The 22,500-nt window shown below is 64.0% G+C and carries 20 protein-coding genes and 1 pseudogene; 15 read left to right on the top strand and 6 right to left on the bottom strand.

All coding sequences use genetic code 11. From position 1 onward, the window contains the following. Positions 1-26: 26 nt before the first annotated feature. Positions 27-152 (bottom strand): hypothetical protein, encoded by a 126-nt coding sequence (locus FJ967_RS33945; RefSeq protein WP_281405676.1) that lies wholly within the window; start codon positions 150-152, stop codon positions 27-29. Here FJ967_RS33945 and FJ967_RS12070 point away from each other — a divergent pair. Continuing rightward, the gene (locus tag FJ967_RS12070; RefSeq protein ID WP_140731930.1) at positions 142-1,659 is read left to right on the top strand and encodes a DegQ family serine endoprotease; all 1,518 of its coding nucleotides are present in this window, start codon (positions 142-144) and stop codon (positions 1,657-1,659) included. The two genes, FJ967_RS33945 and FJ967_RS12070, sit on opposite strands and share 11 nt — an antisense overlap. Positions 1,660-1,703: 44 nt before the next feature. Here the strand turns inward: FJ967_RS12070 and FJ967_RS12065 are convergent, their stop codons facing one another. Both FJ967_RS12065 and serB read right to left on the bottom strand, forming a co-directional pair. Next, a complete protein-coding gene (locus FJ967_RS12065) occupies positions 1,704-2,276 on the bottom strand; it encodes a GNAT family N-acetyltransferase (RefSeq protein ID WP_140731929.1) in 573 nt (190 codons plus the stop codon). Next, positions 2,273-3,160, bottom strand: a complete 888-nt coding sequence (gene serB, locus FJ967_RS12060) for a phosphoserine phosphatase SerB (protein ID WP_140731928.1) — start codon at positions 3,158-3,160, stop codon at positions 2,273-2,275. Before serB ends, FJ967_RS12065 begins: the two co-directional genes overlap by 4 nt. Here serB and miaA point away from each other — a divergent pair. Next, positions 3,150-4,115 carry a tRNA (adenosine(37)-N6)-dimethylallyltransferase MiaA gene (gene miaA, locus FJ967_RS12055; protein ID WP_140731927.1) on the top strand — a complete coding sequence of 322 codons (966 nt, stop codon included), beginning with the start codon at positions 3,150-3,152 and terminating at the stop codon, positions 4,113-4,115. The two genes, serB and miaA, sit on opposite strands and share 11 nt — an antisense overlap. Before the next feature lie 104 nt (positions 4,116-4,219). Further along, on the top strand, positions 4,220-5,014 hold the full coding sequence (locus tag FJ967_RS12050) for a GGDEF domain-containing protein (protein WP_140731926.1): 795 nt from the start codon (positions 4,220-4,222) through the stop codon (positions 5,012-5,014). Positions 5,015-5,326: 312 nt separating this feature from the next. Here FJ967_RS12050 and FJ967_RS12045 read toward each other — a convergent pair whose 3' ends face one another. After that, positions 5,327-7,159 (bottom strand): ATP-binding protein, encoded by a 1,833-nt coding sequence (locus FJ967_RS12045; protein WP_140731925.1) that lies wholly within the window; start codon positions 7,157-7,159, stop codon positions 5,327-5,329. A gap of 154 nt (positions 7,160-7,313) precedes the next feature. On the opposite strand from FJ967_RS12045, the gene FJ967_RS12040 reads away from it, so the two are divergent. Genes FJ967_RS12040 through FJ967_RS12030 form a run of 3 tightly spaced genes read left to right on the top strand, consistent with a single transcriptional unit; the run spans position 7,314 to position 8,758 of the window. After that, positions 7,314-7,877 (top strand): XRE family transcriptional regulator, encoded by a 564-nt coding sequence (locus FJ967_RS12040; protein ID WP_140731924.1) that lies wholly within the window; start codon positions 7,314-7,316, stop codon positions 7,875-7,877. Between the two features lie 4 nt (positions 7,878-7,881). Continuing rightward, positions 7,882-8,190, top strand: a complete 309-nt coding sequence (locus tag FJ967_RS12035) for a hypothetical protein (RefSeq protein WP_140731923.1) — start codon at positions 7,882-7,884, stop codon at positions 8,188-8,190. A 43-nt stretch (positions 8,191-8,233) separates the two neighbouring features. Further along, positions 8,234-8,758, top strand: a complete 525-nt coding sequence (locus FJ967_RS12030; RefSeq protein ID WP_140731922.1) for a GNAT family N-acetyltransferase — start codon at positions 8,234-8,236, stop codon at positions 8,756-8,758. Between the two features lie 6 nt (positions 8,759-8,764). On the opposite strand, the gene FJ967_RS12025 is transcribed toward FJ967_RS12030, so the two are convergent. Further along, positions 8,765-9,652 (bottom strand): LysR family transcriptional regulator, encoded by an 888-nt coding sequence (locus FJ967_RS12025; protein ID WP_140731921.1) that lies wholly within the window; start codon positions 9,650-9,652, stop codon positions 8,765-8,767. A 118-nt stretch (positions 9,653-9,770) separates the two neighbouring features. On the opposite strand from FJ967_RS12025, the gene FJ967_RS12020 reads away from it, so the two are divergent. From FJ967_RS12020 to FJ967_RS34085, 4 genes and pseudogenes are all read left to right on the top strand, one after another. Beyond that, positions 9,771-10,922: a gamma-butyrobetaine dioxygenase gene (locus FJ967_RS12020; RefSeq protein WP_140731920.1), complete on the top strand. Its 1,152-nt coding sequence runs from the start codon at positions 9,771-9,773 to the stop codon at positions 10,920-10,922. Continuing rightward, positions 10,919-11,503 (top strand): HD domain-containing protein, encoded by a 585-nt coding sequence (locus FJ967_RS12015; RefSeq protein WP_140731919.1) that lies wholly within the window; start codon positions 10,919-10,921, stop codon positions 11,501-11,503. The genes FJ967_RS12020 and FJ967_RS12015 overlap by 4 nt, the downstream gene beginning before the upstream one ends. Positions 11,504-12,171: 668 nt before the next feature. Then, complete coding sequence (locus tag FJ967_RS12010) at positions 12,172-13,002, top strand: hypothetical protein (RefSeq protein WP_348643091.1); 831 nt, start codon at positions 12,172-12,174, stop codon at positions 13,000-13,002. Positions 13,003-13,035: 33 nt separating this feature from the next. Then, positions 13,036-13,317: pseudogene (locus FJ967_RS34085) on the top strand (PcfJ domain-containing protein); the annotation flags it as partial. 96 nt (positions 13,318-13,413) lie between these two features. Here FJ967_RS34085 and FJ967_RS12005 read toward each other — a convergent pair. Further along, positions 13,414-14,298 (bottom strand): AraC family transcriptional regulator, encoded by an 885-nt coding sequence (locus FJ967_RS12005; RefSeq protein WP_140731918.1) that lies wholly within the window; start codon positions 14,296-14,298, stop codon positions 13,414-13,416. Positions 14,299-14,678: 380 nt separating this feature from the next. Between FJ967_RS12005 and FJ967_RS12000 the strand changes: the two genes are divergently transcribed. The 5 genes from FJ967_RS12000 (at position 14,679) to FJ967_RS11980 (ending at position 22,488) form a co-directional block, all read left to right on the top strand. After that, positions 14,679-16,460 (top strand): acetolactate synthase 3 large subunit, encoded by a 1,782-nt coding sequence (locus FJ967_RS12000; protein WP_140731917.1) that lies wholly within the window; start codon positions 14,679-14,681, stop codon positions 16,458-16,460. An 83-nt stretch (positions 16,461-16,543) separates the two neighbouring features. Further along, positions 16,544-17,119, top strand: coding sequence for an acetolactate synthase small subunit (ilvN, locus tag FJ967_RS11995; protein WP_140731916.1), 576 nt, complete (start codon positions 16,544-16,546; stop codon positions 17,117-17,119). 122 nt (positions 17,120-17,241) lie between these two features. Continuing rightward, positions 17,242-17,838 carry a LysE family translocator gene (locus FJ967_RS11990; RefSeq protein WP_140731915.1) on the top strand — a complete coding sequence of 199 codons (597 nt, stop codon included), beginning with the start codon at positions 17,242-17,244 and terminating at the stop codon, positions 17,836-17,838. A gap of 226 nt (positions 17,839-18,064) precedes the next feature. Continuing rightward, entirely contained in the window at positions 18,065-19,330 is a 1,266-nt protein-coding gene (locus FJ967_RS11985; protein WP_140731914.1) for an efflux RND transporter periplasmic adaptor subunit, read from the top strand. Further along, positions 19,327-22,488, top strand: coding sequence for an efflux RND transporter permease subunit (locus tag FJ967_RS11980; RefSeq protein WP_140731913.1), 3,162 nt, complete (start codon positions 19,327-19,329; stop codon positions 22,486-22,488). Before FJ967_RS11985 ends, FJ967_RS11980 begins: the two co-directional genes overlap by 4 nt. The last annotated feature ends 12 nt before the right edge of the window (positions 22,489-22,500 follow it).

The raw sequence follows: 22,500 nt of genomic DNA, 5'->3' as shown, positions 1-22,500 counted from the left end.
CGAGCGTCCGCGGAATAACGCTCGATTTACGCTCTGCCGATGGTCATAGCCGCAAACGTGCCGTATTTCTTGCCATCATGGCGCGACACGGCGTTTTCGTCGAAGCGCTTTTCTCTTTCAGAAATGCCGGGAGGCTTCTCGATGACATCCAACAGCTTTTTGCGTGCCGCTCGACGGACCCTGGTCGCCGGTACGGCGGCGCTTGTCCTGGGCACCGCCGCCGTTCCGTCCTTCGTGACACCGGCATTCGCCGCCGACGGGCCGGCTTCGGTCGCCGACCTGGCGGACCGCGTGCTCGGCGCCGTGGTCAACATCTCGACCTCGCAGACGGTGAAGGGCACGGAAGGGCCGGGCGCGGTGCCGATGCCGCAGCTTCCCGAGGGCTCGCCTTTCCAGGACTTCTTCGACGATTTCTTCAAGAATCGTGGCGGCGACAAGGATGGCGGCGGCTCGCAGAAGGTGCAGTCGCTGGGCTCGGGCTTCGTCATCGACGCCGATCAAGGCATCGTCGTCACCAACAACCATGTGATCGCCGACGCCGACGACATCGAGGTCAATTTCTCCGATGGCGTGACGCTGAAGGCAACGCTGGTCGGCACCGACACCAAGACCGACGTCGCGGTGCTGAAGGTCGATCCGAAAGGCCACAAGCTGACGGCGGTGAAGTTCGGCGATTCCACCAAGATGCGCGTCGGCGACTGGGTGATGGCGGTCGGCAATCCGTTCGGCCTCGGCGGCACGGTCACGGTCGGCATCGTCTCGGCCCGCAACCGCGACATCAATTCAGGTCCCTATGACGACTTCATCCAGACCGACGCGGCGATCAATCGCGGCAATTCGGGCGGCCCGCTGTTCAACAGCGCGGGCGAGGTCATCGGCATGAACACCGCGATCATTTCGCCGTCCGGCGGCTCGATCGGTATCGGCTTCTCCATTCCCTCGCAGCTTGCCTCGGGTGTCGTCGACCAGTTGCGCCAGTATGGCGAGACGCGGCGCGGCTGGCTCGGCGTTCGCATCCAGCCGGTGACGGACGATATCGCCGAAAGCCTCGGCATGACGACCGCCAAGGGCGCGCTGGTCGCCGGCGTTATCAAGGGCGGACCTGTCGACAACGGCACCATCCAGGCCGGCGACGTGATCATCAAGTTCGACGGCAAGGACATCCATGAAATGCGCGACCTGCCACGCGTCGTCGCCGAAAGCCCGGTCGGCAAGGCCGTCGACGTGCTGATCGTGCGCAAGGGCGTCGAGCAGACCGTCAAGGTCACGCTTGGCCGGCTCGAGGATGGCGAGAAGCTCGCCAATGGCGAGAACGGCAACACCGATCAGGACAAGGGCGACAAGGCGCCGGCCGTGTCGACCGCGTCGGTGCTCGGCATGACTGTCGGTGAGCTCAATGACGAGACGCGCAAGAAGTTCAGCATCGCCGCGGATGTCTCGGGCGTCGTCGTCACCGACGTGGCCAAGGATTCGGCCGCCGCCGAACGCGGCATCCAGCCTGGCGAGGTGATTACCGAGATCGCGCAGGAATCGGTCGCGACGCCCAAGGACGTCATGGACCGGATCGGCGCGCTGAAGGAGCAGGGGCGCAAGAATGCGCTGCTGATGCTGGCGTCCAAGACCGGCGAGCTCAGATTCGTGACAATCCGGATGGATTGAACCTGGCGCAGCCAGCGGAACCTCGATTTGAAGGAAAAGGGCGGTTAACGAGCCGCCCTTTTTCTTGCCTGCCATTCGTGGCGCGTCAGCCTGTAGAGCACATGCCGCCTGAGCGTAGGGTGGCTGTCGGGAACGCTGGGATGATCGAAATCGGCCGCAGGATCGGCTGTCATGCCGAGCCGTTTCATGACGGCCGTCGAACGGTGGTTGTCCGCAACCGCGAAGGAGACGATCTCGTCGACGGCCAAGGTCTCGAAGCCGTAGGCGAGCCATGCCTCGGATGCCTCGGTGACATAGCCCTTGCCCCAGAATTCGGGAGCCAGCCGCCAGCCGATCTCGATCGTACCGGCAGGCAGGACATCGATATCCTCCGTTCCAGACAGTCCGACAAAGCCGATGCACTCGCCGGTGGCGGCAACCTCCGCCGCGGCGAAGCCGTAGCCGTCCTCGTCGATCCATGCGCGGACCTCGTCCATCTTGGCATCGGCCTGCGCCCTGTCGCGGCGGAACGGGAAAAATTCCATGACGCGGTCGTCGGAGTTGATGCGGTGGAACAGCTCGCGGTCGCGCTCCTCCCAGTTGCGCAGGATCAGGCGTTCGGTACGGATTGGTTTCACTGGACGAACTCGTCTTGTCTGAAGCCCTGCAGATAGAGCAGCGCGGTCAAGTCGCCATGATCGATGCGGACTTTTGCCTGCGCCGCCACGCTCGGCTTGGCATGCAGCGCGACACCCGTTCCGGCCAGGCGGATCATGTCGAGATCGTTGGCGCCGTCGCCAACGGCGATCGCATCGGCCGGCGTCAATCCAAGCCGGGTCGAAATCTCGATCAGCGCTTCGGCCTTGGCGGCGCGGCCGAGGATCGGCTCGCCGACCAGGCCGGTGAAGCTTCCGTCCTGTTCGAGCAGGCGGTTGGCGCGGTGTTCCTGGAAGCCGAGCATGGCCGCGATGCGCGTGGTGAACACTTCGAAGCCGCCCGAGACAAGGGCCGTCCAGGCGCCGTTGGCGCACATGGTCTGGACCAGCGCGCGGCCGCCGGAAGCCAATGTCAGCCGGTTGGCGACGATGCGGTCGACGACGGCGGCATCGAGCCCCTTGAGCAGCGCCACGCGTTCCCGCAAGGCTGGCTCGAAGGCGATTTCGCCATTCATCGACCGCGCGGTGATCGAAGCGACGCGCTCCTTGACGCCGATCTCGTCGGCCAGTTCGTCGATGCATTCCTGGTCGATCATGGTCGAATCCATGTCGGCGATCAGAATCTTCTTTCGCCTCGCTTCAGCCTGCTGGACGATGACGTCGACCGGCTCCGAGGCCAGTGCCGCGCGCAGCGCGGCGGTCATGTCGGCGGCATTAGCACCTTGCGGCAAGGCGAGATCACAGGCAATGCCTTCGGCCAGCCAGACGACAGCGCTTGCGCCTAGCGACCGTGAGGCCATATTCGCAAGCGACGGCGACAAGGCGCGGTCAGCGGGACGGGACACAAGCGTGGCAATGAGCGGCATCGAGAATTCCGGCGCGGATGCGGACGAAGGCCGCGTGAAGAACGCGATCCTGATAGCCGGGCCGACTGCCAGCGGCAAGTCGGCGCTGGCGCTCGAGCTGGCCGAACGTACAGGCGGCGTCATCGTCAACACCGATTCCATGCAAGGTTACTCGGTGCTCGACGTGCTGACCGCCAGGCCCGAGGCGGCCGACCTCGCACGGGCGCCGCATTTTCTCTATGGGCATGTCCATCCCGGCTCCGCCTATTCGACCGGCGCCTGGCTGCGCGACGTGGTGAAACTCATCGACGAGGGAACGCTCTCGCGGCGACCGGTCTTCGTCGGCGGCACCGGACTTTACTTTCGCGCCCTGGCCGAGGGCATTTCGGAAATGCCCGACATTCCGCAGCGCATCCGCGACCGCTGGCGCTATGAACTGAAGGAGCAAGGCGCGGTCAAGTTACACGCCTTGCTGCTGCGCGAGGATTCGAAAGTTGCCGTGCAGTTGAAGCCGACCGACAGCCATCGCATCGTGCGGGCGCTCGAGGTTCTCGACGCCTCCGGCCGGTCGATCCTGGAATGGCAAGCGCAACGCGGCCGGCCGCTTATCGACAGGCGGAGCGCGCATTTCCTGGTTGTCGAGCCGGACCGCGCGGCGCTCGTTGGTCGCATCGAGAGGCGTTTCGACCAGATGCTGGACAAGGGCGCGCTGGAGGAAGTCAGGCAGCTTGCGGCGCTTCGCCTCGATCCGGAGCTGCCGGCGATGAAGGCGATCGGCGTTCGGGAACTGCAGGCGGCCATTGCGGGGCAATCGAGCTTTCCCGAGGCGATCGAACGCGCCAAGATCGCGACACGGCAATATGCCAAGCGGCAGACGACCTGGTTTCGGCATCAATTGGGGCCGGAATGGCTGAGATTGCACCCTGGTGACGATCTCGAAACCACGATCCAAACACTTGTCGCTAATGCAACTTAAAAGTTGACCCGGAGGGAAGGGTTCCCGCCGAAGTTGTCGCAATTAACGCTCCGTAAGGCGGTCCGTGCCATAAGGTCGTGGGGCACTTTTCCATCGGGGAGCAGATGCGTTTCCACAAGGCGGAATCCGCTTTTTTCGTCTTTATCTTCGTGATCCTGGCCGCCGGCCTGGTGACGCTGCACGCTTATGGACAACTGCAATCCTTCGCCACGGAACTTCATACGGACTCGGGCCTGGACAAGGTCATCTACCTCAACAAGCTCCTGTTCGCGACGGGCGTGCTGCTTGCCACCGCGCTGTTTTTCGGCATCTTCTTCATCTATCCGCTGATCCGCAAACAGGCGACGGAAGAAGGCAAGCTGCGCGCCATGACGGTTTCGCTCAGCGCCCGCTCCGAAACACTGGAGCACGCCGCCCTGACGGACGGCCTGACCGGCATGCAGAACCGGCGTTATTTCGATGACGCGCTCAAGGAATATCTCGAGGAATTCCGGCGCATCGAAAAGCCGGTCGGGCTGATGATCCTCGATCTCGACCATTTCAAGCAGGTCAACGACACGCATGGCCACGATGTCGGCGACGAAGTTCTCAAGGCCGTCGCCAGCTGCCTCAAGGACATGACACGCTATCACGACGTGGTGGCGCGCCTGGGCGGTGAGGAGTTCGCCGTGGTTACGCCCAACATGGAGGCTGACCTGCTGGCCAAATTCGCCGAGCGCATCCGCAAGGCGATCGCCAACATGTCGATCCTCTCCGGCAACAATGTCCGGCTCAAGATCACCACCAGCGTCGGGCTCGCCGTCTGGGACCGCAAGGAGACGGCGGAGGAGTTCTATCGCCGCGCCGACCGCCAGCTCTATGAGGCCAAGAGGCAAGGGCGCAATCGCGTCTGCGCCTGAAATCCCGCCACTAAATTTGTGATGCTGGCCGCTTGATGCCGACTTCTGCGCTGCGTTCGCAGTAGAACTGTGCTCACGGACTCAATGTCCGCTCCGCTTCGGTTCTCGAAAACAGCACCAGCCGACTCAGCCTGACGAATTCCCTGACGGGATTTGCCCAGGCTTATAAGCGGCGCTCAATTGGGTCGATTGGCGCGCGGTCCGCCGGCCTACAGCATGTCGCAGCGAATAGGATTCGCCCGACCTACTGTAAGCTTCTGATTTTATGCGTGTCGTTGTCCCGGAACCGAGGACACTTTCGGGCGACATGCATTAGTCGTTCTGCGGGCGCAGGCCGAAGGTGGCGGGCTTGAGGCCGTAGCGCGTGTCGAAATCGTCTTCCGGCTGTGCGCGCACCGCGGTTGCCGGCTTGCGGTAGTCGGGATCGCCGGCCTGCCGGCCGGTGTCGACGACTTCGGCGAACGCCATTGACTGGCTCTGCGGTTTCGGCACGTTGCGCAGCCGTTCCACGATCGCCACCAGGTCGACGTCGCCGGCTTTCGACGTCACTTCTTCCTCGCGCTTGGACGTGCCCGGGAGCAGATGCGCCGGCAGTCTTTCGAATTTCAGCCGCATGGTCGTCGCCACGCCTTCGCCGAAGGCGATCGCCTCGCGCTGGCCCATGGAGGACAGGAAGGCGAGCGTGGAGGCGGACGAGTCGGCGATGGCAGAGCGGATGATCGCCTGGTCCTGCTCGTTGGCGAGCCGCATGGCGAAGAAGGTCGAGCACTGCGACAGGATGGTCGGGTCGAGTTCGCCCGGGCGTTGGGTGACGACGCCGAGGTAGCAGCCATATTTGCGGCCTTCCTTGGCGATGCGCGATAGAGCGTGCCTGGTCGGCGCGAAGCCGAGGCGCGCGTCGGCAGGCATGTAGCGATGCGCTTCCTCGCACAGCAAAAGGAGTTGCAGCTTGCCCTCGCTCCACAGAGCGAGATCGAAGGCCAGGCGCGCCAGCACGGAACAGACTGAGTTGACCACCTCGGAGGGCATGCCGGCCATCTCGAAGCAGGTCACGGGGCGGCCGTGATGCGGCACGCGGAAGATGTTGCCGATCGTCTCGTGGATGGTGTCCTCGATCAGGCGCGAATTGAACATGAAACGGTAGCGCGGATCGGCCGACGCCGATTCGATGCGCGTCTTCAGCGATTTCAGGATCGGGCGCTCGTTCTTGCTTTCGAGCAAGCCCATGCGTTCGTCGATCTGCTTGAGCAGGTCGGCGATGCGGTAAGGCACAGGCGTATCGGCCGTCAGCGCATCGCTGCCGCGCCTGAGATAGGCGCCTGAATTCGGGTTGCGGTAGAGGTTCTTGGCCAGCGGAATGAGGTCGCGCAAGGCATCGATCTCTTCCGGGTCAGTCTCGCGGCCGCGAAACAGCACCTCGGCGAATTCCTCGAGCTTGAACATCCAGAACGGCAGGTCGAGCGCCTTGGAATCGACCCTGACGCAATATTCGGGCAACGAGCTTGCAAATTCGTTGTGCGGGTCGAGGATCAGGATGCGCAAATCGGGGCGTGCTTCGATCGATTTGCGCAAAAGCAGCGACACGGCCGTGGATTTGCCGACGCCGGTGGTTCCGACAACGGCGAAATGGCGCGCCAGCGTGTCGTCGATGGCGATATTGGCGGCGATCGCCTCGTCCTGCGACAGCGAGCCGATGGTGATGGAATGGCGCCCGGCCAGATCGTAGACCGCCTGCAGGTCACGGCTGCGGATGCGGTGCGCGATGGCGCCGATATGCGGATAGGTGGTGATGCCGCGGTCGAAGATCGGCTTGGCGCCGGGTTCGGCGCCGTCGCGGACTTCGCCGATCAGTTCGATGCTGACCTCGATGGCGTTCTGGCCCTCATTGCTCCAGGCGCGATCCGACTTGCCGATTCCATAGACAAGGCCAACGGTGCGCGTCGTGCCCAGATTGATGGAGATCATCTTGCCGACCGTCCACAGGCCGGTGACCGCACCGTCGGCGTCGTCGGCATAGGCGCTGATGGTGGCACGCGCGCCGTCGCATTGAACGACATTGCCCAGGATGCGCCGGTCGTTCTGCTCTGCGTTGCGGCGCTCCTGCGATGTCGGTTCTCCGACGGAGGCTTCGCGTTCGACATACATGGACAGGCCAATCCCCATTTCCCTGGACACCGGACACTACAGGAACGGGGTTAAGGTCGGATGAGGTCGGATGGTGTAGAGAGGATTAAAAGCGAGGTGAAAATTTTCGTGAGATGGCTCTTCACCCATTTGCCCGTTTCGTTATAATGGACGAATGGATGATATAGCGAACGACATCTCTTCGACCATTGGCAAGCGCATCCACGCCGAAAGGACCGTGCGGGACTGGTCGCTGGCCGAACTCGCCGAGCGATCCGGCGTTTCCAAGGCGATGCTGAGCACGATCGAGCGCGGCATGACCAGCCCGACCGCCGCGCTTCTGGTGCGCATTGCCGCGGCCTTCGGCATGACGCTGTCGACCCTCATCGCGCGTGCGGAGCTGCAAGGCGGCGGAGTGCTGCGCGCGGCCGATCAGCCGGTGTGGCGCGACCCCGATACGGGCTATGTCAGGCGGCATCTGTCGCCGGCCGGCGAGATGCCGCTCGAACTGGTTAAGGTCCATCTGCCGGCGGGCGCCAGGGTGAGCCTGCCGGCCGCCTCCTACACCTTCATCAAGCAGCAGATCTGGCTGATCTCGGGAAGTCTAGAATTCACCGAGGGCGATCGGGTGCACAGGCTGGAGCCCGGCGACTGCCTTGCGCTCGGGGCGCCGTCGGACTGCATGTTCCACGCGCTGGAGCCCGGGGCCGACTATCTCGTCGCGCTGGTCAGGGGCTGACATCATGGCACGACGGCCAAAACGCTCCCACAATGGGGGGCCGCCTCTCGACGACTATAAGGGGCCGCCATGGGGCAAGGGCGATCCCTACATTTTCCTGGCCTGGCAGGCCGCGCATGCCAAGGCGTGGAAGGCGCCGAGCCGCGAGGTGATGCTGATGCGCACGGACAAGGCTGAACGGCTGGGCCTGACCTATGAGGAATACACGCTCGAAATCCTGGAGCGCGGCCGGCATCTCAGGGAAGAAGACACCGAGCGCATCAGCGCCATCAAGGCCGCGCGCAAGCGTCGTCGCGCGCGCCGCCTCGACTGACGCCGGCGCCATGGACACCATCATCTTTTCCAAAGGACCAGACATGAATGCAGTGGAAATCGCACCATTGACCGCCAGCGAGGAAACACTGGAATTGCTGAGCGATCTGCTGGTCGAAACGGTCGCCGCCGGCGGATCGGTGAGCTTCATGCATCCGCTGGCTCCGGAGGCGGCAAGCGCGTTTTGGGAGAAGTCCCTGGCCTCGGCCGCCCGGGGGGAAAGAACGGTGCTCGGGGCATGGGAGGGCGAGGTTCTGGTCGGGACCGTCACCGTGCTGCTCGATTGCCCGCCCAACCAGCCGCATCGCGCGGAAATCGCCAAGCTGATGACATCGGTCGAGCAACGGGGCAGGGGTGTTGGTACGCGCCTGATGCGGGCCGCCGAACGCCTTGCGGCCAAGCAGGGACGCACGCTGCTGGTTCTGGATACGGCGACGGAGGAAGGTGCCTCGGGACTTTATGAGAAGCTCGGCTTCACCCTCGCCGGCGAAATTCCCGACTATGCGCTGAAGCCGCATGGCGGGCTGACGGGCACGCTGATCTACTGGAAGCGTATCGGCACATCGTAACGCCGGTCAGGCACGGGCCTTGCCGGCAAGACGCCTCGGCAGCCAGTGACGGAAGTCCTGCTCGGCACCGGTCAGCTGCGCGGTCGACGGCCTTGTCAGAAAATGCCCCGACATGCTGGAGAGCTCAAAATCGGAAAGCGGCACCAGCGCTCCGCTGTCGAGCGCCGCGTCGATCAGGGGCCGCGACCCCAGAAGCACGCCGGCACCGGCCTTCGCGGCCTCCATGGCAGCGACGAAGCTGTCGAAGCGGTGCGACCGTTGGGGATGGCCGGCCAGTCCGGCCGCAGCGAACCATTCCGCCCACATCTCGCGCGCGCCGGCCACGAGCAGCAATGGCAGGGACGTCCAGTCGGCGGCGCCGGCCAGGGCCGGACTTGCCACCGGCACGAGCCGCTCGGCGGTCAGCCTCTCGGCCTCGCGTCCGGGGAAGGAGCCGTTGCCGAAGCGGATGTCAAGTACCGAACCCGGCAGATCGTAGTCGGTCGGGCGATGGATCGTCACAACATCGAGCTGGATGCGCGGCAGCGCTTCGGCGAGGTCGGGCAGCACCGGGACCAGCGCCAGCAAGGCAAAAGAGATCGGCACCCGGACCGAAACGGTTCGGACGGCGCGCGGCTCGAACAGTTCCGCGGTACTGCTGCCAATAGTGGCGAAGGCCGACTGGATGTGGGGCAGGTAGGCCGCACCCTCCGGCGACAAAGCGACCCCGCGCGCCAGCCGCGAGAACAGCCGCGTCTTCAGGCGCTCCTCGAGCAGCCTTATGTGCTGGCTGACCGCTGCCTGGGTCAGGCCGAGTTCGGCCGCCGCCGCCGTGAAATTCGACAGCCGCGCCGCCGCTTCGAAACTGCGCAGCCAGTCGAGCGGAGGCAAGGTGGGTACGGTTCGGCGAGCCATTACTAGATCGATGCCATTGACCAAAAAATCATAATTTGAATTATGCCTTCCGCGCACTCAACATGCAATCGAAGCCCAGCATGTGGCCGTGGGCGGATAGATACAGGACCTGATCCCCATGTTGACCCACGCGCTGGTTGGCGACGAAGGCAGAACCATCGAACTTGGCTGGAATGACGGGAGGCGGACCCGCTTCCACTCGATATGGCTGCGCGACAACGCGCTCGACGACAAGACGCGCAGCGCCGGCAATGGCCAGCGGCTGATCACCATCCTCGATATTCCTGTCGAGACCAGAATTGGGGCCGCTTCCATCAAGGGCGGGGCGCTGGAGCTCCACTTCGTGCCGGAGGGAAAAACGGTCAGCTTTCCCGCGCAATGGCTTCGCGCCAATGCCTATGACCGCGATGAGCCGCGCCAGCCCGGCTGGACGGGCGACATCATCCAGCGCTGGACCAGGGCGACAATGCAGAACTCGGTGCCGCGCGCCAGCTATCCGGCGGCCCTCCATGGCCGCAGCGTGCTGCGCGAATGGCTTTCGGCGGTCCGGACCTATGGCTTTGCGGTGATGGACGGGCTACCGGCCGAGTCGGGCGCGCTGTGCAAGGTGTCGGATTTGTTCGGCTATATCAGGGAGACCAATTACGGGCGCTGGTTCGAAGTGCGCGCCGAGGTCAACCCCAGCAATCTCGCCTACACCAATCTTGGCCTGCAGGCGCACACCGACAATCCCTACCGCGATCCGGTGCCGACGCTGCAGATCCTGTCCTGCATCGAGAACACGGTGGAGGGCGGTGAATCCAGCGTCGTCGACGGCTTTGCCGTCTCGGCCGCCCTGCAGGCGGAAAACCCGGAAGGTTTCCGCCTGCTGAGTTCCTGTCCGGCGCGCTTCGAATATGCCGGTTCATCCGGCGTCCGGCTGCGGGCGAAACGTCCGATGATCGAGCTCGGGCCGGATGGCGAGCTCATCTGCATCCGCTTCAACAACCGTTCGCTGGCGCCGGTCGTCGACGTGCCGTTCGCCGACATGGACGCCTACTATGCCGCATACCGCCGCTTCGCCGAGCTGATCGAGGATCCGTCGTTCGAGGTGACCTTCAAGCTGGAACCGGGTCAGGCCTTCATCGTCGACAACACCCGCGTCATGCATGCCCGCAAGGCGTTTTCCGGCACCGGCAAGCGCTGGCTGCAGGGCTGCTACGCCGACAAGGACGGCCTGCTGTCGACGCTCGCGGCGATCGAACACAGCTTCAAGGAGGCCGCGGAATGAGCGGCCAGGATCTCAACGCGGACACGATCGTCGAATTCATTGCCGACATCTTCGAGCGCCGGGGTGCTGAATCCTATCTCGGCGAGCCGGTGACGATGTCCGAACACATGCTGCAGGGCGCTTGGCTGGCGGAGCAGGATGGCGCACCCGAGGTGCTGGTAGCGGCCGCGCTGCTGCACGATATCGGCCACTACACCAGCGAGTTCGGCACCTATTCGCCCGACGATGTCGAGGACAAGCATCATGACGAGGCCGGCGGCGAGGTGCTGGCGCCGTTCTTCCCGCCGGTCATCGTCGAATGCGTGCGGCTGCACGTTGCCGCCAAGCGCTATCTCTGCGCCACCGACCCGACCTATTTCTCCAAACTGTCACCGGCTTCGGTTCATACGCTGTCGCTGCAGGGCGGGCCGATGAGCGCAGGCGAAGTGGCCAAGTTTCGCGAGAATCCGTTCCATGAGGAAGCGGTGCGGGTTCGCATCTGGGACGAGGGCGGCAAGGTCGCCAATATGGAGACGCGGGCGTTTCGCGACTACGTGCCGTTGCTGCAGCGCGTCGTGCGCGACTTCGCCAATCGCCCCTGAGGCAAACAATCACGGGAGGAGGCAGGCATGTGTTTCTGCTTCGACGGCAAGGAAGCGGTGGCCGCTTTCCGGCCGCAGACCTGCCGCGAGCGTTCGGCTGAGGTTGACCTTTTCGCGCCGTTGCCGACCGCCCGGCGCGCCGGGCCCGCCATCTTGTTGTTGCCACCGTTTCGCGATATCAGCCACGCCCAATCCGCGGCCAGAGTTAAACCGGCGCGGATATCGACCACACGAATTATGGAGGCGAGATGAGATCTGGTTCAAGCGTTCAGCGCCTTCGGCGGTCGAGCGGGCCGATCCGCGCCTAGGCGGATTTCAATTTCCCACGATCCAGAAAGCGCCTGGCCCCGGCATGCGCAGGGCCATGTCCATGCGCGCCATTGGCGTCGCCCATGTCATTGATGCGGTGGTAGCACGGAAGCTCCCGGCCGGCGAACGCGGCTGCCTGGAGGCCTGAGATGCGCCTTTGCAACACCTGGGCATGCCTTTGTAAACATTGAAGAATAGCTCTTGCCTCAGTGCCCCTTGAAAGCCTAGAGAGCTGGCCCAGTCCAACCCGTCGTCCCCAGAGGAGACCTGTCAAATGTCACGCCAGACCAGATCGACACAGTCCGTGCCGGCGCTGGAAATGCGTGCGGCTGACAGGGTTCCAATTGGGAAGAACGGCCATGGCCAGGTCCATGATCCAGCGCAGGCAGGACGCCGAGCGCGAACGTACTGAAGCCTATGATGCAACGTTGCGGCGCGTTTGCGCCGTGGCGCGTCCTGCTCCTGATTTCGAGCGGGCGCTCGACGAGGTACGCCGGGGCTTTGCCGGCGTGGCGGTCCGCGACGGCGCGCTGTGGCGGCCGAAGCTGAAGACGCGCGACCCCGCGCGCCTGCGGCTTGCGGCGGCCCGTCATCTCTACGCCCGCTATCGGGTCTCGGCCGCTCTCAAAGCCATCTGGCAGGACGGCTCGGGGCTCAATGCCGAAGAGATCGCGCTGCGCAAGGCCTGGTATGTCGCGGTCGCGCGTGGCGACTCGCTCTACAAGGCGGGCGCCAATGCGTGGCTGTCGCGCAAGGAGGTGCACTGCTTCCTGAACCTGTCGGGCGACTTCACGTTCGAGGAGGCGTTCTGGCTGGCGATCGTGCGGTCCTACACGGATGATCCCGGCCTGGCGGCCAGGCTGGCCCGCACCAAGATCGCGCGCACGCCACGCGCCGATCTGGCCTTCTGGCGCGAGGTGGCGCGGTTCTTCTGCGGACAGCCCACGTCCAGGGAGGAGATCGACGACCTCTGCGACTACATCGGTGCGATGCACCGGCGTGATCGAAGCTACAGCTTGAAGGGCCGCACGCTCGGCTCGCTGCGCCGGCAGATGACGGAGTGGCATCGCGACATCGCCGCGATCGAACGCATCGAGGGCATGCGTCGCCGCGCCGCCGGCCGGGCTTCGCCGACAAAGGACGGCGCCTGGGACGGCTCGCGTCTCGAGGACTGGGAGTGGCAGCCATAGGCCAAGGAGGCGAAAGAGCATGGCGAGCGCTTCTTCGTTCGCCAATTGAAGACCGCCGAGGACCTGGTCGCCGAGTCCCGGGCGATGCACCATTGCGTCTCGACCTACGCGGCCAAATGCATCGCCGGCAACGCCTCGATCTGGGTGCTGCGGCGCACGGCGCTTGGCAAGATCCAGCGCTTGCTGACGATCGAGGTCGATCCGCAGAACCGTGCGGTGCAGGTGCGCGGCTTCTCCAACCGCGTCGCCTTGCCCGACGAGCGCAAGGTCATCGAACGCTGGGCGAAGGCAAGGGGCGTGGTGTTGCGGAACTGACAGCAAGGCCCCGCGCGGCGGACATGCCGCGCGGGGCCGAACTTTTTTCTAGCTTCGGTTTCCTGCGACGGACAGGCCGGCTCCCGCCGCAAGCCGCTATTTCAGCGGCAGAAACAGTTCCACGACCACGTCATGCACCGGCACGTTCGGGAAGAATGAAAAATGTCGTCGGCAATAGATCGGGAAGTCACGCGCTTCCTCGCCGCTGTCCGGCAGCCAATCGCGATAAAGGTAAAGCGCGGCGGGTTCCAGATTGTGCGTGTCGTGGACGACGCGCAACACCGCGCAGCGTCCGCCGGGGATCACCCCCGGCTTCATCTGCCCGTCATCGGCATCGATCGGCAGGTCGGTCCCGACACACAGGTCCATGCTGTAGTCGGCCGGGATCGCGGGTATCCTCTCGGAACGAAAGATGTTGAAGGTCGGGCTCGTTTCGGGCGACAGGCCGGCGGCCTTGCGCCAGGCGATGAATCGCTGGATGGTGTCGCCGAGTGTCGCCCGGTCGCCTCGATGCTCCATGACCGCCACCGGCGTCGGGGGCACATCGCGGATCGTCACGTCGTCCTGGTCGTAGGTAATGCGCATGAGCTTGCTCCTCGCGTTGTCCAAAGGCCCGAAGGCCGCAAGCCACGGTGCCCAATCGGGCGACTTCCGGAACGACGAAGGTGATTGCCCGAACCGTTGCCGAAAGGCGCGGGCGAAGGCATCCGGTGCATCGTAGCCGGCATCCATCGCTATGTCGGTGACGCTTTCGGCATCCCTGTCGGCCAGCCGGTATGAAGCGCGCTTCATGCGAGCGAGCTGGACATAGCGATACACAGACAATCCGAAGGTCGCCGTGAATTGCCGGTGGAAGTGGTATTTTGAAAATGCCGCGACGGCGCTTAGCGCATCCAGGTCCAGATCGGCGTCCAGGTGCCGGTCTATGTGATCCAGCACACGTTGCATCCGGACATGGTAGTTTTGAAGCGCCGCCTTCATCGTCTTATTCTCCGTGGCAGCACCAGTTAGGCGCGCGCAGGCATGGCACGCTCCACCGATCTTGCGGTTTTGTCACGAGCGGCAGGGGTATCCGGCAGCGCCGCGCGCTGCCTCGACAGGCCGATCTCAAGGCTGAGTGAATTCGTGCAGTACCCCATTGACGACCCCGCGCGTTGGCCTTTATGGTCCGCCACCATGAAAACGGCACTCATTCTCGTAGGAAGGCGCGTGGGCAAGGCGGTGTAACCGCCGGGCGAAAACCTCCCATGCGCAACACACAGGCTCCCTCGGGGGCCTTTTTTATTGCCTGAAACACGACTAAACGACCAATAACACCCAAATGGCAAACGCCAGATGGCGCACAGTACGGGACCAGACCGATGAGCAATGGACAGAGTGAGCGGCGCGAAATGACAGGCGCCGAAATGGTGGTGCAGGCGCTGAAGGACAACGGCGTCAAGCACGTCTTCGGCTATCCCGGCGGCGCCGTCCTTCCCATTTACGACGAGATTTTCCAGCAGGATGAGGTCGAGCACATTCTGGTGCGCCACGAACAGGGTGCCGGCCACGCCGCCGAGGGTTACGCCCGCTCGACCGGCAAGGCCGGCGTCATGCTGGTGACATCGGGCCCCGGCGCCACCAATGCGGTGACGCCCTTGCAGGACGCGCTGATGGATTCGATCCCGCTGGTCTGCCTGACCGGCCAGGTGCCGACCTCGCTGATCGGTTCCGACGCGTTCCAGGAGTGCGACACGGTCGGCATCACGCGGCCCTGCACCAAGCACAACTGGCTGGTGAAGGACGTCAACGAGCTGGCAGCCACCATCCACGAGGCCTTCCATGTCGCCACGACCGGCCGGCCTGGTCCGGTGGTTGTCGACATTCCGAAGGACGTGCAGTTCGCCAAGGGTTTCTATGTCCCGCCGCAGATCGCGCCGCGCACCAGCTACCAGCCGAAGGTCCAGGGCGACCTGGAGAAGGTGAAGGCGGCGGTCGAACTGATGGCCAGCGCCAAGAAGCCGATCATCTATTCGGGTGGCGGCGTCATCAATTCCGGCCCGGAAGCCAGCCATCTCCTGCGCGAACTGGTCGACCTCACCGGCTTCCCGATCACGTCGACGCTGATGGGGCTCGGCGCCTATCCGGCCTCGGGCAAGAACTGGCTGGGCATGCTCGGCATGCACGGCACCTACGAAGCCAACATGGCCATGCATGACTGCGATGTCATGGTCTGCATCGGCGCCCGTTTCGACGACCGCATCACCGGCCGGCTCAACGCATTCGCTCCGAACTCGAAGAAGATCCACATCGACATCGACCCGTCCTCGATCAACAAGAACGTTCATACCGACGTGCCGATCATCGGCGATGTCGGGCGCGTGCTTGAGGATCTGGTGCGGCTGTGGCGGGCAAGCGCCAAGGCTGACAAGAAGGCGCTCTATCCCTGGTGGGAGCAGATCGCCAAATGGCGCGCACGCGACTCGCTGGCGTTCAAGATGAACAACGACGTGATCATGCCGCAATATGCCATCCAGCGGCTCTATGCACTCACCAAGGACATGGACACCTACATCACCACGGAAGTCGGGCAGCACCAGATGTGGGCGGCCCAGCACTATCATTTCGAGAAGCCGAACCGCTGGATGACGTCGGGCGGGCTGGGCACGATGGGTTACGGCCTGCCGGCCGCGCTCGGCGTTCAGATCGCGCATCCGGACGCGCTGGTGGTCGACATCGCCGGCGATGCCTCGGTGCAGATGACCATGCAGGAGATGAGCGCGGCGGTGCAGTACGACGCGCCGATCAAGATCTTCATCCTCAACAACCAGTATATGGGCATGGTGCGCCAGTGGCAGCAGCTGCTGCACGGCAACCGTCTGTCGCATTCCTACACCGAGGCGATGCCTGATTTCGTCAAGCTGGCCGAGGCCTATGGCGGCCACGGCATTCGCTGCGACAAGCCCGACGAGCTCGACGATGCCATCAAGGAGATGATCTCGGTCAGGAAGCCGGTGCTCTTCGACTGCCGCGTGGCGACACTCGCCAACTGCTTCCCGATGATCCCTTCAGGCAAGGCGCATAACGAGATGCTGTTGCCCGACGAGGCCACCGACGAGGCCGTGGCCAATGCCATCGATGCCAAGGGCAGGGAACTGGTTTAGGCAGCCACAAAGGCGGGGCTGTCGCGAGAAAGCCGTGCGCAAACAGAGAATTAGCTCAAAAGTCTGAAATCGAGATTCACGTCATGAACGCACAGCACCTTCAACCGACAGGCTCTGCCTATTTCATCGCCAAGGAGACCGAAAAGCCGGAGACGCATACGCTTTCCGTGCTGGTCGACAACGAGCCGGGCGTGCTAGCCCGGGTCATCGGCCTGTTTTCCGGCCGCGGCTACAACATCGAGAGCCTGACCGTCTCCGAGACCGAGCACGAGAAGCACCTGTCGCGCATAACCATCGTCACGCGCGGCACGCCGCATGTGATGGAGCAGATCAAGAACCAGCTCGAGCGCATCGTGCCGGTGCACCGGGTGGTCGACCTTTCCGTCCGCTCGCACGAGCTTGGACAAGAGCGGCCGCTGGAGCGCGAACTGGCTCTGGTCAAGGTCGCCGGCACCGGCGAGGCCCGGGTCGAGGCGCTCAGGCTGGCCGATGCCTTCCGCGCCAGCGTCATCGACGCCAACACCGAGCATTTCATCTTCGAGATCACCGGCAAGGGCTCCAAGCTCGACCAGTTCATCGCCATCATGAAGCCGCTCGGCCTGGTCGAGATCTGCCGCACCGGCGTCGCGGCGATGAACCGCGGCCCGCAAGGGATGTAGGGCTCAGCCACACCTCACCAGTGACCTGCAGGCGCGATGCCTGGTCCGGCGGCAGGCGGGCGGCTGGCTTTTGTGCGATCCGTGAAAAGAGACAATAATACTGACTTATCTGGGAGGATATCATGTCGCTCGATGCATTCCTCGCCTTGCTTGTCTACGCCTTCGTCACCTCGATCACGCCGGGGCCGAACAACCTCATGCTGCTGGCATCGGGGGTGAATTTCGGACTGGTCAGAAGTGTGCCGCACATGCTTGGCATCAGCATCGGGTTCCTTGTCCTGCTGTTGGCGGTCGGGCTCGGCCTGGGGGCGGTGCTGACGGCATTTCCCGCGCTGCACACCGGGCTGAAGATCGCCGGTGCCGTCTATCTGCTCTACCTCGCCTGGAAGATCGCCATGTCGCGTTCGCTCAGCGGCAAGGGCGAGCCGAAGGGGACGCCGATGCGCTTCATCGATGCGGCAGCGTTCCAGTGGGTCAATCCCAAGGCCTGGGTGATGGCGATCACCGCCATGGCCGTCTACAGCAATCCGGATCACCCGTTCCTGTCGGTGGTGCTGATCTCGGTGGCCTTTACCATCGTCAACCTGCCGAGCGTCTCGGTATGGGCGGGATTCGGCACGGCGCTGCGCGGTTTCCTGTCGGACCCGGTGCGGCTGAAATGGTTCAACATCGCCATGGGCGTGCTCCTGGCGGCAACGCTCTGGCCGATGTTGCGATAGGCCCGGGAGGCTGTTTTTAGGGCCGGTCTGGCCTACCAGCCCGAACGGTAGCCGGCTGCATAGCTATTGTGCAGCGCACATTAAATCTTCGTAATGCCGTGTTTTGGCCCTTTTCCGCCCCAGGCGTGTCCTATCTATTCGGCGAAATCACGGCAACGTGCCGTGATTTGAGCTATGATAGGAACCACCGCGCCACGACGTGTCGGGTGGAAGGGGCCTTCTGACGATGCGTGGAAAAGTCGCTCTTACGGTCATCGCCGCCGCCTGCGTGGGCGCGGCGGCATGGCTGTATCTGTCCCCCGATGCGCTGGGCAAGGTGCAGCAACTCATTGGTGCGAAGCAGGTCGCGGCGGCGGACAAACCGGCAGGCGACAAGCCGGCAGGGGACAAGCAGGCGGGCGGCGGCAATGGCGCGCGTTCGGCCTCGATCGTCTCCGCCACGGCGACGACCGCCGATTTCCCGATCAGGCGCTACGCCATCGGCTTCGTGTCGTCCCCGGCAGTGGTCAACATCAATGCGCGGGTCTCCAGCCAGATCGTGTCCATCGACGTCAAGGACGGGCAGATGGTCAAGGCGGGCGACGTTCTGTTCCAGCTCGATGACCGGGCGCTGAAGGCGCAGCTCGCCAAGGACCAGGCGACTTTGGCCAAGGATCAGGCGCTGCTCGCCAGTTCGAATTCCGATCTCCAGCGTGCCAAGGATCTTGTCGCCAAGCAGGCAGGCACCCAGCAAACCTACGATCAAGCCGTTGCCGCGCAGAAGGCGGCGGCGGCGACCGTCGACGCCGACAAGGCGACGATAGACGCCGACAACGTCCAGCTCGGCTTTGCCAAGATCGCGGCACCGATCGCGGGCAGGCTTGGCGCGGTCAATGTATCGGTCGGCGATCTCGTTACCGTCAGCAACGGCAGTTCGAGCACCAGCACGCCACTGGTGACGATCACCCAGATGGATCCGCTGCAGGTCAATTTCACCTTGCCGGAGAGCAACCTTGCCTTGCTGCACAAGGAACTGGCCAACCCGCAACAGGGCGACGTGACGCTGACCCAGGATGGCAATCCGACGCCGATCGGCAAGGGTATGCTCGACTTCGTCGATTCCAGCGTCGACACCGCCTCGGGCACCATCGCAACGCGGGCAAGCATCCCGAACGCGGATCTTTCCCTGTGGCCCGGCCAGTATGTGAACGTCGTGCTCGATGCCGGCACGATGCCGCAGATGACTTCGGTTCCGACGGTCGCCGTGCAGCCCAGCCAGAAGGGGCCGTTCGTCTATGTCGTCAAGCCGGACAATACCGTCGAGATGCGCCCGGTCCAGGTGGCGCTGACCGAAGGCCAGAACAGCGCCATCAGCCAGGGGCTGAAGAGCGGCGAGAAGGTGGTCGTCGAAGGCCAGACCAGGCTGAAGGATGGCGCCGCCGTGCATGAGGGTGCCGCGACAGCCGCGCCCAAGGTGGCCGAGGCGACCAACGCCGGCGAGGCCGCGCAATGATCTCCGAATTCTGCATTCGCAGGCCCGTCGCCACGCTGCTGATGTCGTTTGCCCTTATTCTGGGCGGCATATTTGCCTATAAATTCCTGCCGGTGGCGGCGCTGCCGAGCGCCGAATTTCCGGTGGTCAACGTTTCCGCTTCCTTGCCCGGCGCCTCGCCGGAGACGATGGCGACGTCGGTGGCCACGCCGCTGATCAAGCAGTTCGCGACGATTGCCGGCATCGATTCGATTTCGACCACCAATTCGCTCGGCCAGACCTCGATCGCCATCCAGTTCGTGCTCAACCGCGATATCGACGCGGCCGCCGCCGACGTCCAGGCGGCGATCGCGCGTACGCAGAAATCGCTGCCGCCGGAAATGACGGCGCCGCCAAGCTATCGCAAGGTCAATCCGGCCGACGCACCGATCCTGCTGATGTCGCTGGTCAGCGACACCGTGCCGTTGACCGATCTCGATGCCTTCGCTGAGAATGTCATCTCGCCGTCGCTGTCGACCATCGACGGCGTGGCGCAGGTTTCGATCTACGGCCAGCAGAAATACGCCGTGCGCATCCAGATCGATCCGACCGCGCTTGCAGCGCGTGGTATCTCGATCGACCAGTTGCAGGCCGCGATCGCTTCGGCCAACAGCAACACCCCGCTCGGCGTGCTGCAGAACAACAAGCAGCAGCTCACCATCACCGCCAACACCCAGCTCGACAATGCCGCTGGCTTCTCCAACCTGATCATTGCCACCAAGAACGGCCACCCGGTGCGGCTGGGCGAGGTGACCCGCGTGGTCGACTCGGTCGAAACCACGACGACCGCGAGCTGGTATGACGGCACGCGCGCCATCATCCTGGCCGTTCAGCGCCAGCCCGACGCCAACACCGTCGACGTCGTCGACAAGGTCAAGGCGATGCTGCCGTCGTTCCGCGACCAGATGCCGGCGGCGGCCGACATCAAGCTCCTCAACGATCGCTCGAGCTCGATCCGCCAGGCCGTCGACGACGTGCAGTTCACGCTGCTGTTGACCATCGCGCTGGTGGTGATGGTGATCTTCGTATTCCTGCGCCGCGTCACGGCAACCATCATTCCGGCCGTGGCGGTGCCGATCTCGCTGATCGCGACGCTCGGCGCCATGTTCCTGTTCGGCTTCTCGATCGACAACATCTCGCTGATGGGTCTCACACTCGCCGTCGGCCTTGTCGTCGACGATGCCATCGTCATGCTGGAAAACATCTTCCGCCACATGGAGGAGGATGGGCTCTCGGCCTTCGAGGCATCGCTGAAGGGCGCGCGCGAAATCGGCTTCACGATCATCTCGATCTCGATCTCGCTGGTCGCGGTGTTCATCCCGGTGCTTCTGATGGGCGGCGTCATCGGCCGCATCTTCAACGAGTTCGCGGTCGTGGTGACCGTCGCGATCCTGGCCTCGATGTTCGTGTCGCTGACGCTGACGCCGATGCTGTGCTCGCGCCTGTTGTCGGTGAGCAAGGCCGACCGTGACAAGCATGCGCCCGGTCACAAGCCGGACCTCATCACGCGCGGATACGACCGGGTGCTGAGCTTCTGCCTGCGGCACACCTTCCTGGTGTTCCTGGTGTTCATCGGCACCGCGGCGGCATCGGTATGGTTGATCGAGGTGTCGCCGAAAGGCTTCTTCCCGCAGGAGGACATCGGCCAGATTTCGGTGACGACACTGGCGCGCCAGGACATTTCCTTCGACGCGATGATCAAGCTGCAGGGCCAGGTTGCCGACGTCTTCATGCATTCCCCCTATGTCACCCATGTCGCCTGGTCGGCGGGCGGTTCGCAAAGCGCGCTCAATCAGGGCCGGCTCTATGTTCAGTTGAAGGACAAGAGCCAGCGCCCCGACATCGAGAAGGTACAGGCCGATCTCAGGCGGCAGCTTTCGAATGTGCCCGGCATCGAAACCTACATGCAGCCGGTGCAGAATTTGCGGCTGGGTTCGCGCTCGTCGGCCAGCGCCTATCAGCTCGTGGTCCAGGGCCTCGATACCGGCCTGACCGACCAGTGGGCGCAGAAGCTGAATGACGCGATGGCGGCCGACCACGCGACCTTCACCGATGTCACCAGCGACCTGCAGAACAATGCGCTGCAGGCATCGCTGGTGATCGACCGCGACAAGGCCGCGCAACTCGGCATCGACACCGACACGCTGCGGACCGCGCTCTACGGCGGCTTCGGCACCGATCAGGTTTCGACGATCTTCGGTTCGGCCGACAGCTACGAGGTCATCACCGAGCTCGATCCCAAGATCGAATGGTCGCCCGAACGCATGCTGGCCATCCAGATGCGCACGGCGAGCGGCAGTCTGGTACCGCTTGGCGCTTTCGCCCGGGTCGACCGCACGGCCGGCGCGTTGACGGTCAACCAGCTCGGACAGCTGCCCGCGGTGACGGTCTCCTACAACCTGCCGCAAGGCGTGTCGCTCGGTGACTCGGTGACCCGCATCGAGCAGTTGAAAGATCAGATCGGCATGCCGAAGGCGATCTCGACGACCTTTGCCGGCACGGCCAAGACCTTCCAGGATTCGCTGGCCAACCAGGGCCTGCTGGTCGGCGGAGCGATCCTGACCATCTATATCGTGCTCGGCATCCTGTATGAGAGCTTTATCCACCCGCTGACCATCCTGACCGGCCTGCCGTCGGCAGTGCTCGGGGCGGTCGTTGCCTTGCGCTTCGCGGGGATGGATCTGTCCGTCATCGCGGTGATCGGCATCCTGATGCTGATCGGCATCGTCAAGAAGAACGGCATCATGATGGTCGACGTCGCGCTCGAACTGCGACGAGAAGGCATGTCGGCCACCGAATCCATCCACAAGGCCTGCCTGATGCGCTTCAGGCCGATCATGATGACGACGCTGGCGGCCCTGATGGGCACGTTCCCGATCGCGCTGGGCACCGGCGCCAGCGCGGAGCTGCGCCAGCCGCTGGGCGTCGCGGTCGTTGGCGGCCTGCTGGCCTCACAGGCGCTGACCCTGTTCGTCACGCCGGTGATCTATGTCTACATGGAGAATTTCTCCGGCTGGCTGGTCGGGCTTATGCCCAAGCGCAAAGCCGAGCCTCTGATCGTCGAAAACGGCGATCAGCCTTCGCTGTTCGGCACCAATGACGACATGCCGGCCGAGCCACAGAAGACGGCCGCCGAGTAGCGGACGGATGGG

It is taken from the genome of Mesorhizobium sp. B2-3-4, from assembly GCF_006442315.1.
Taxonomy (GTDB): Bacteria; Pseudomonadota; Alphaproteobacteria; order Rhizobiales; family Rhizobiaceae; genus Mesorhizobium.
This window is presented reverse-complemented; position numbering and strand designations above follow the sequence as displayed.

Excerpts from the sequence above, each read along its gene's own strand:
- FJ967_RS12070 (WP_140731930.1), top strand. The coding sequence starts at position 142 with ATGACATCCAACAGCTTTTTGCGTGCCGCTCGACGGACCCTGGTCGCC.
- miaA (WP_140731927.1), top strand. The coding sequence starts at position 3,150 with ATGAGCGGCATCGAGAATTCCGGCGCGGATGCGGACGAAGGCCGCGTG.
- serB (WP_140731928.1), bottom strand. The coding sequence starts at position 3,160 with ATGCCGCTCATTGCCACGCTTGTGTCCCGTCCCGCTGACCGCGCCTTG.
- FJ967_RS12050 (WP_140731926.1), top strand. The coding sequence starts at position 4,220 with ATGCGTTTCCACAAGGCGGAATCCGCTTTTTTCGTCTTTATCTTCGTG.
- FJ967_RS12045 (WP_140731925.1), bottom strand. The coding sequence starts at position 7,159 with ATGTATGTCGAACGCGAAGCCTCCGTCGGAGAACCGACATCGCAGGAG.
- FJ967_RS12040 (WP_140731924.1), top strand. The coding sequence starts at position 7,314 with ATGGATGATATAGCGAACGACATCTCTTCGACCATTGGCAAGCGCATC.
- FJ967_RS12035 (WP_140731923.1), top strand. The coding sequence starts at position 7,882 with ATGGCACGACGGCCAAAACGCTCCCACAATGGGGGGCCGCCTCTCGAC.
- FJ967_RS12030 (WP_140731922.1), top strand. The coding sequence starts at position 8,234 with ATGAATGCAGTGGAAATCGCACCATTGACCGCCAGCGAGGAAACACTG.
- FJ967_RS12025 (WP_140731921.1), bottom strand. The coding sequence starts at position 9,652 with ATGGCTCGCCGAACCGTACCCACCTTGCCTCCGCTCGACTGGCTGCGC.
- FJ967_RS12020 (WP_140731920.1), top strand. The coding sequence starts at position 9,771 with ATGTTGACCCACGCGCTGGTTGGCGACGAAGGCAGAACCATCGAACTT.
- FJ967_RS12015 (WP_140731919.1), top strand. The coding sequence starts at position 10,919 with ATGAGCGGCCAGGATCTCAACGCGGACACGATCGTCGAATTCATTGCC.
- FJ967_RS12010 (WP_348643091.1), top strand. The coding sequence starts at position 12,172 with ATGGCCAGGTCCATGATCCAGCGCAGGCAGGACGCCGAGCGCGAACGT.
- FJ967_RS12005 (WP_140731918.1), bottom strand. The coding sequence starts at position 14,298 with ATGAAGGCGGCGCTTCAAAACTACCATGTCCGGATGCAACGTGTGCTG.
- FJ967_RS12000 (WP_140731917.1), top strand. The coding sequence starts at position 14,679 with ATGAGCAATGGACAGAGTGAGCGGCGCGAAATGACAGGCGCCGAAATG.
- ilvN (WP_140731916.1), top strand. The coding sequence starts at position 16,544 with ATGAACGCACAGCACCTTCAACCGACAGGCTCTGCCTATTTCATCGCC.
- FJ967_RS11990 (WP_140731915.1), top strand. The coding sequence starts at position 17,242 with ATGTCGCTCGATGCATTCCTCGCCTTGCTTGTCTACGCCTTCGTCACC.
- FJ967_RS11985 (WP_140731914.1), top strand. The coding sequence starts at position 18,065 with ATGCGTGGAAAAGTCGCTCTTACGGTCATCGCCGCCGCCTGCGTGGGC.
- FJ967_RS11980 (WP_140731913.1), top strand. The coding sequence starts at position 19,327 with ATGATCTCCGAATTCTGCATTCGCAGGCCCGTCGCCACGCTGCTGATG.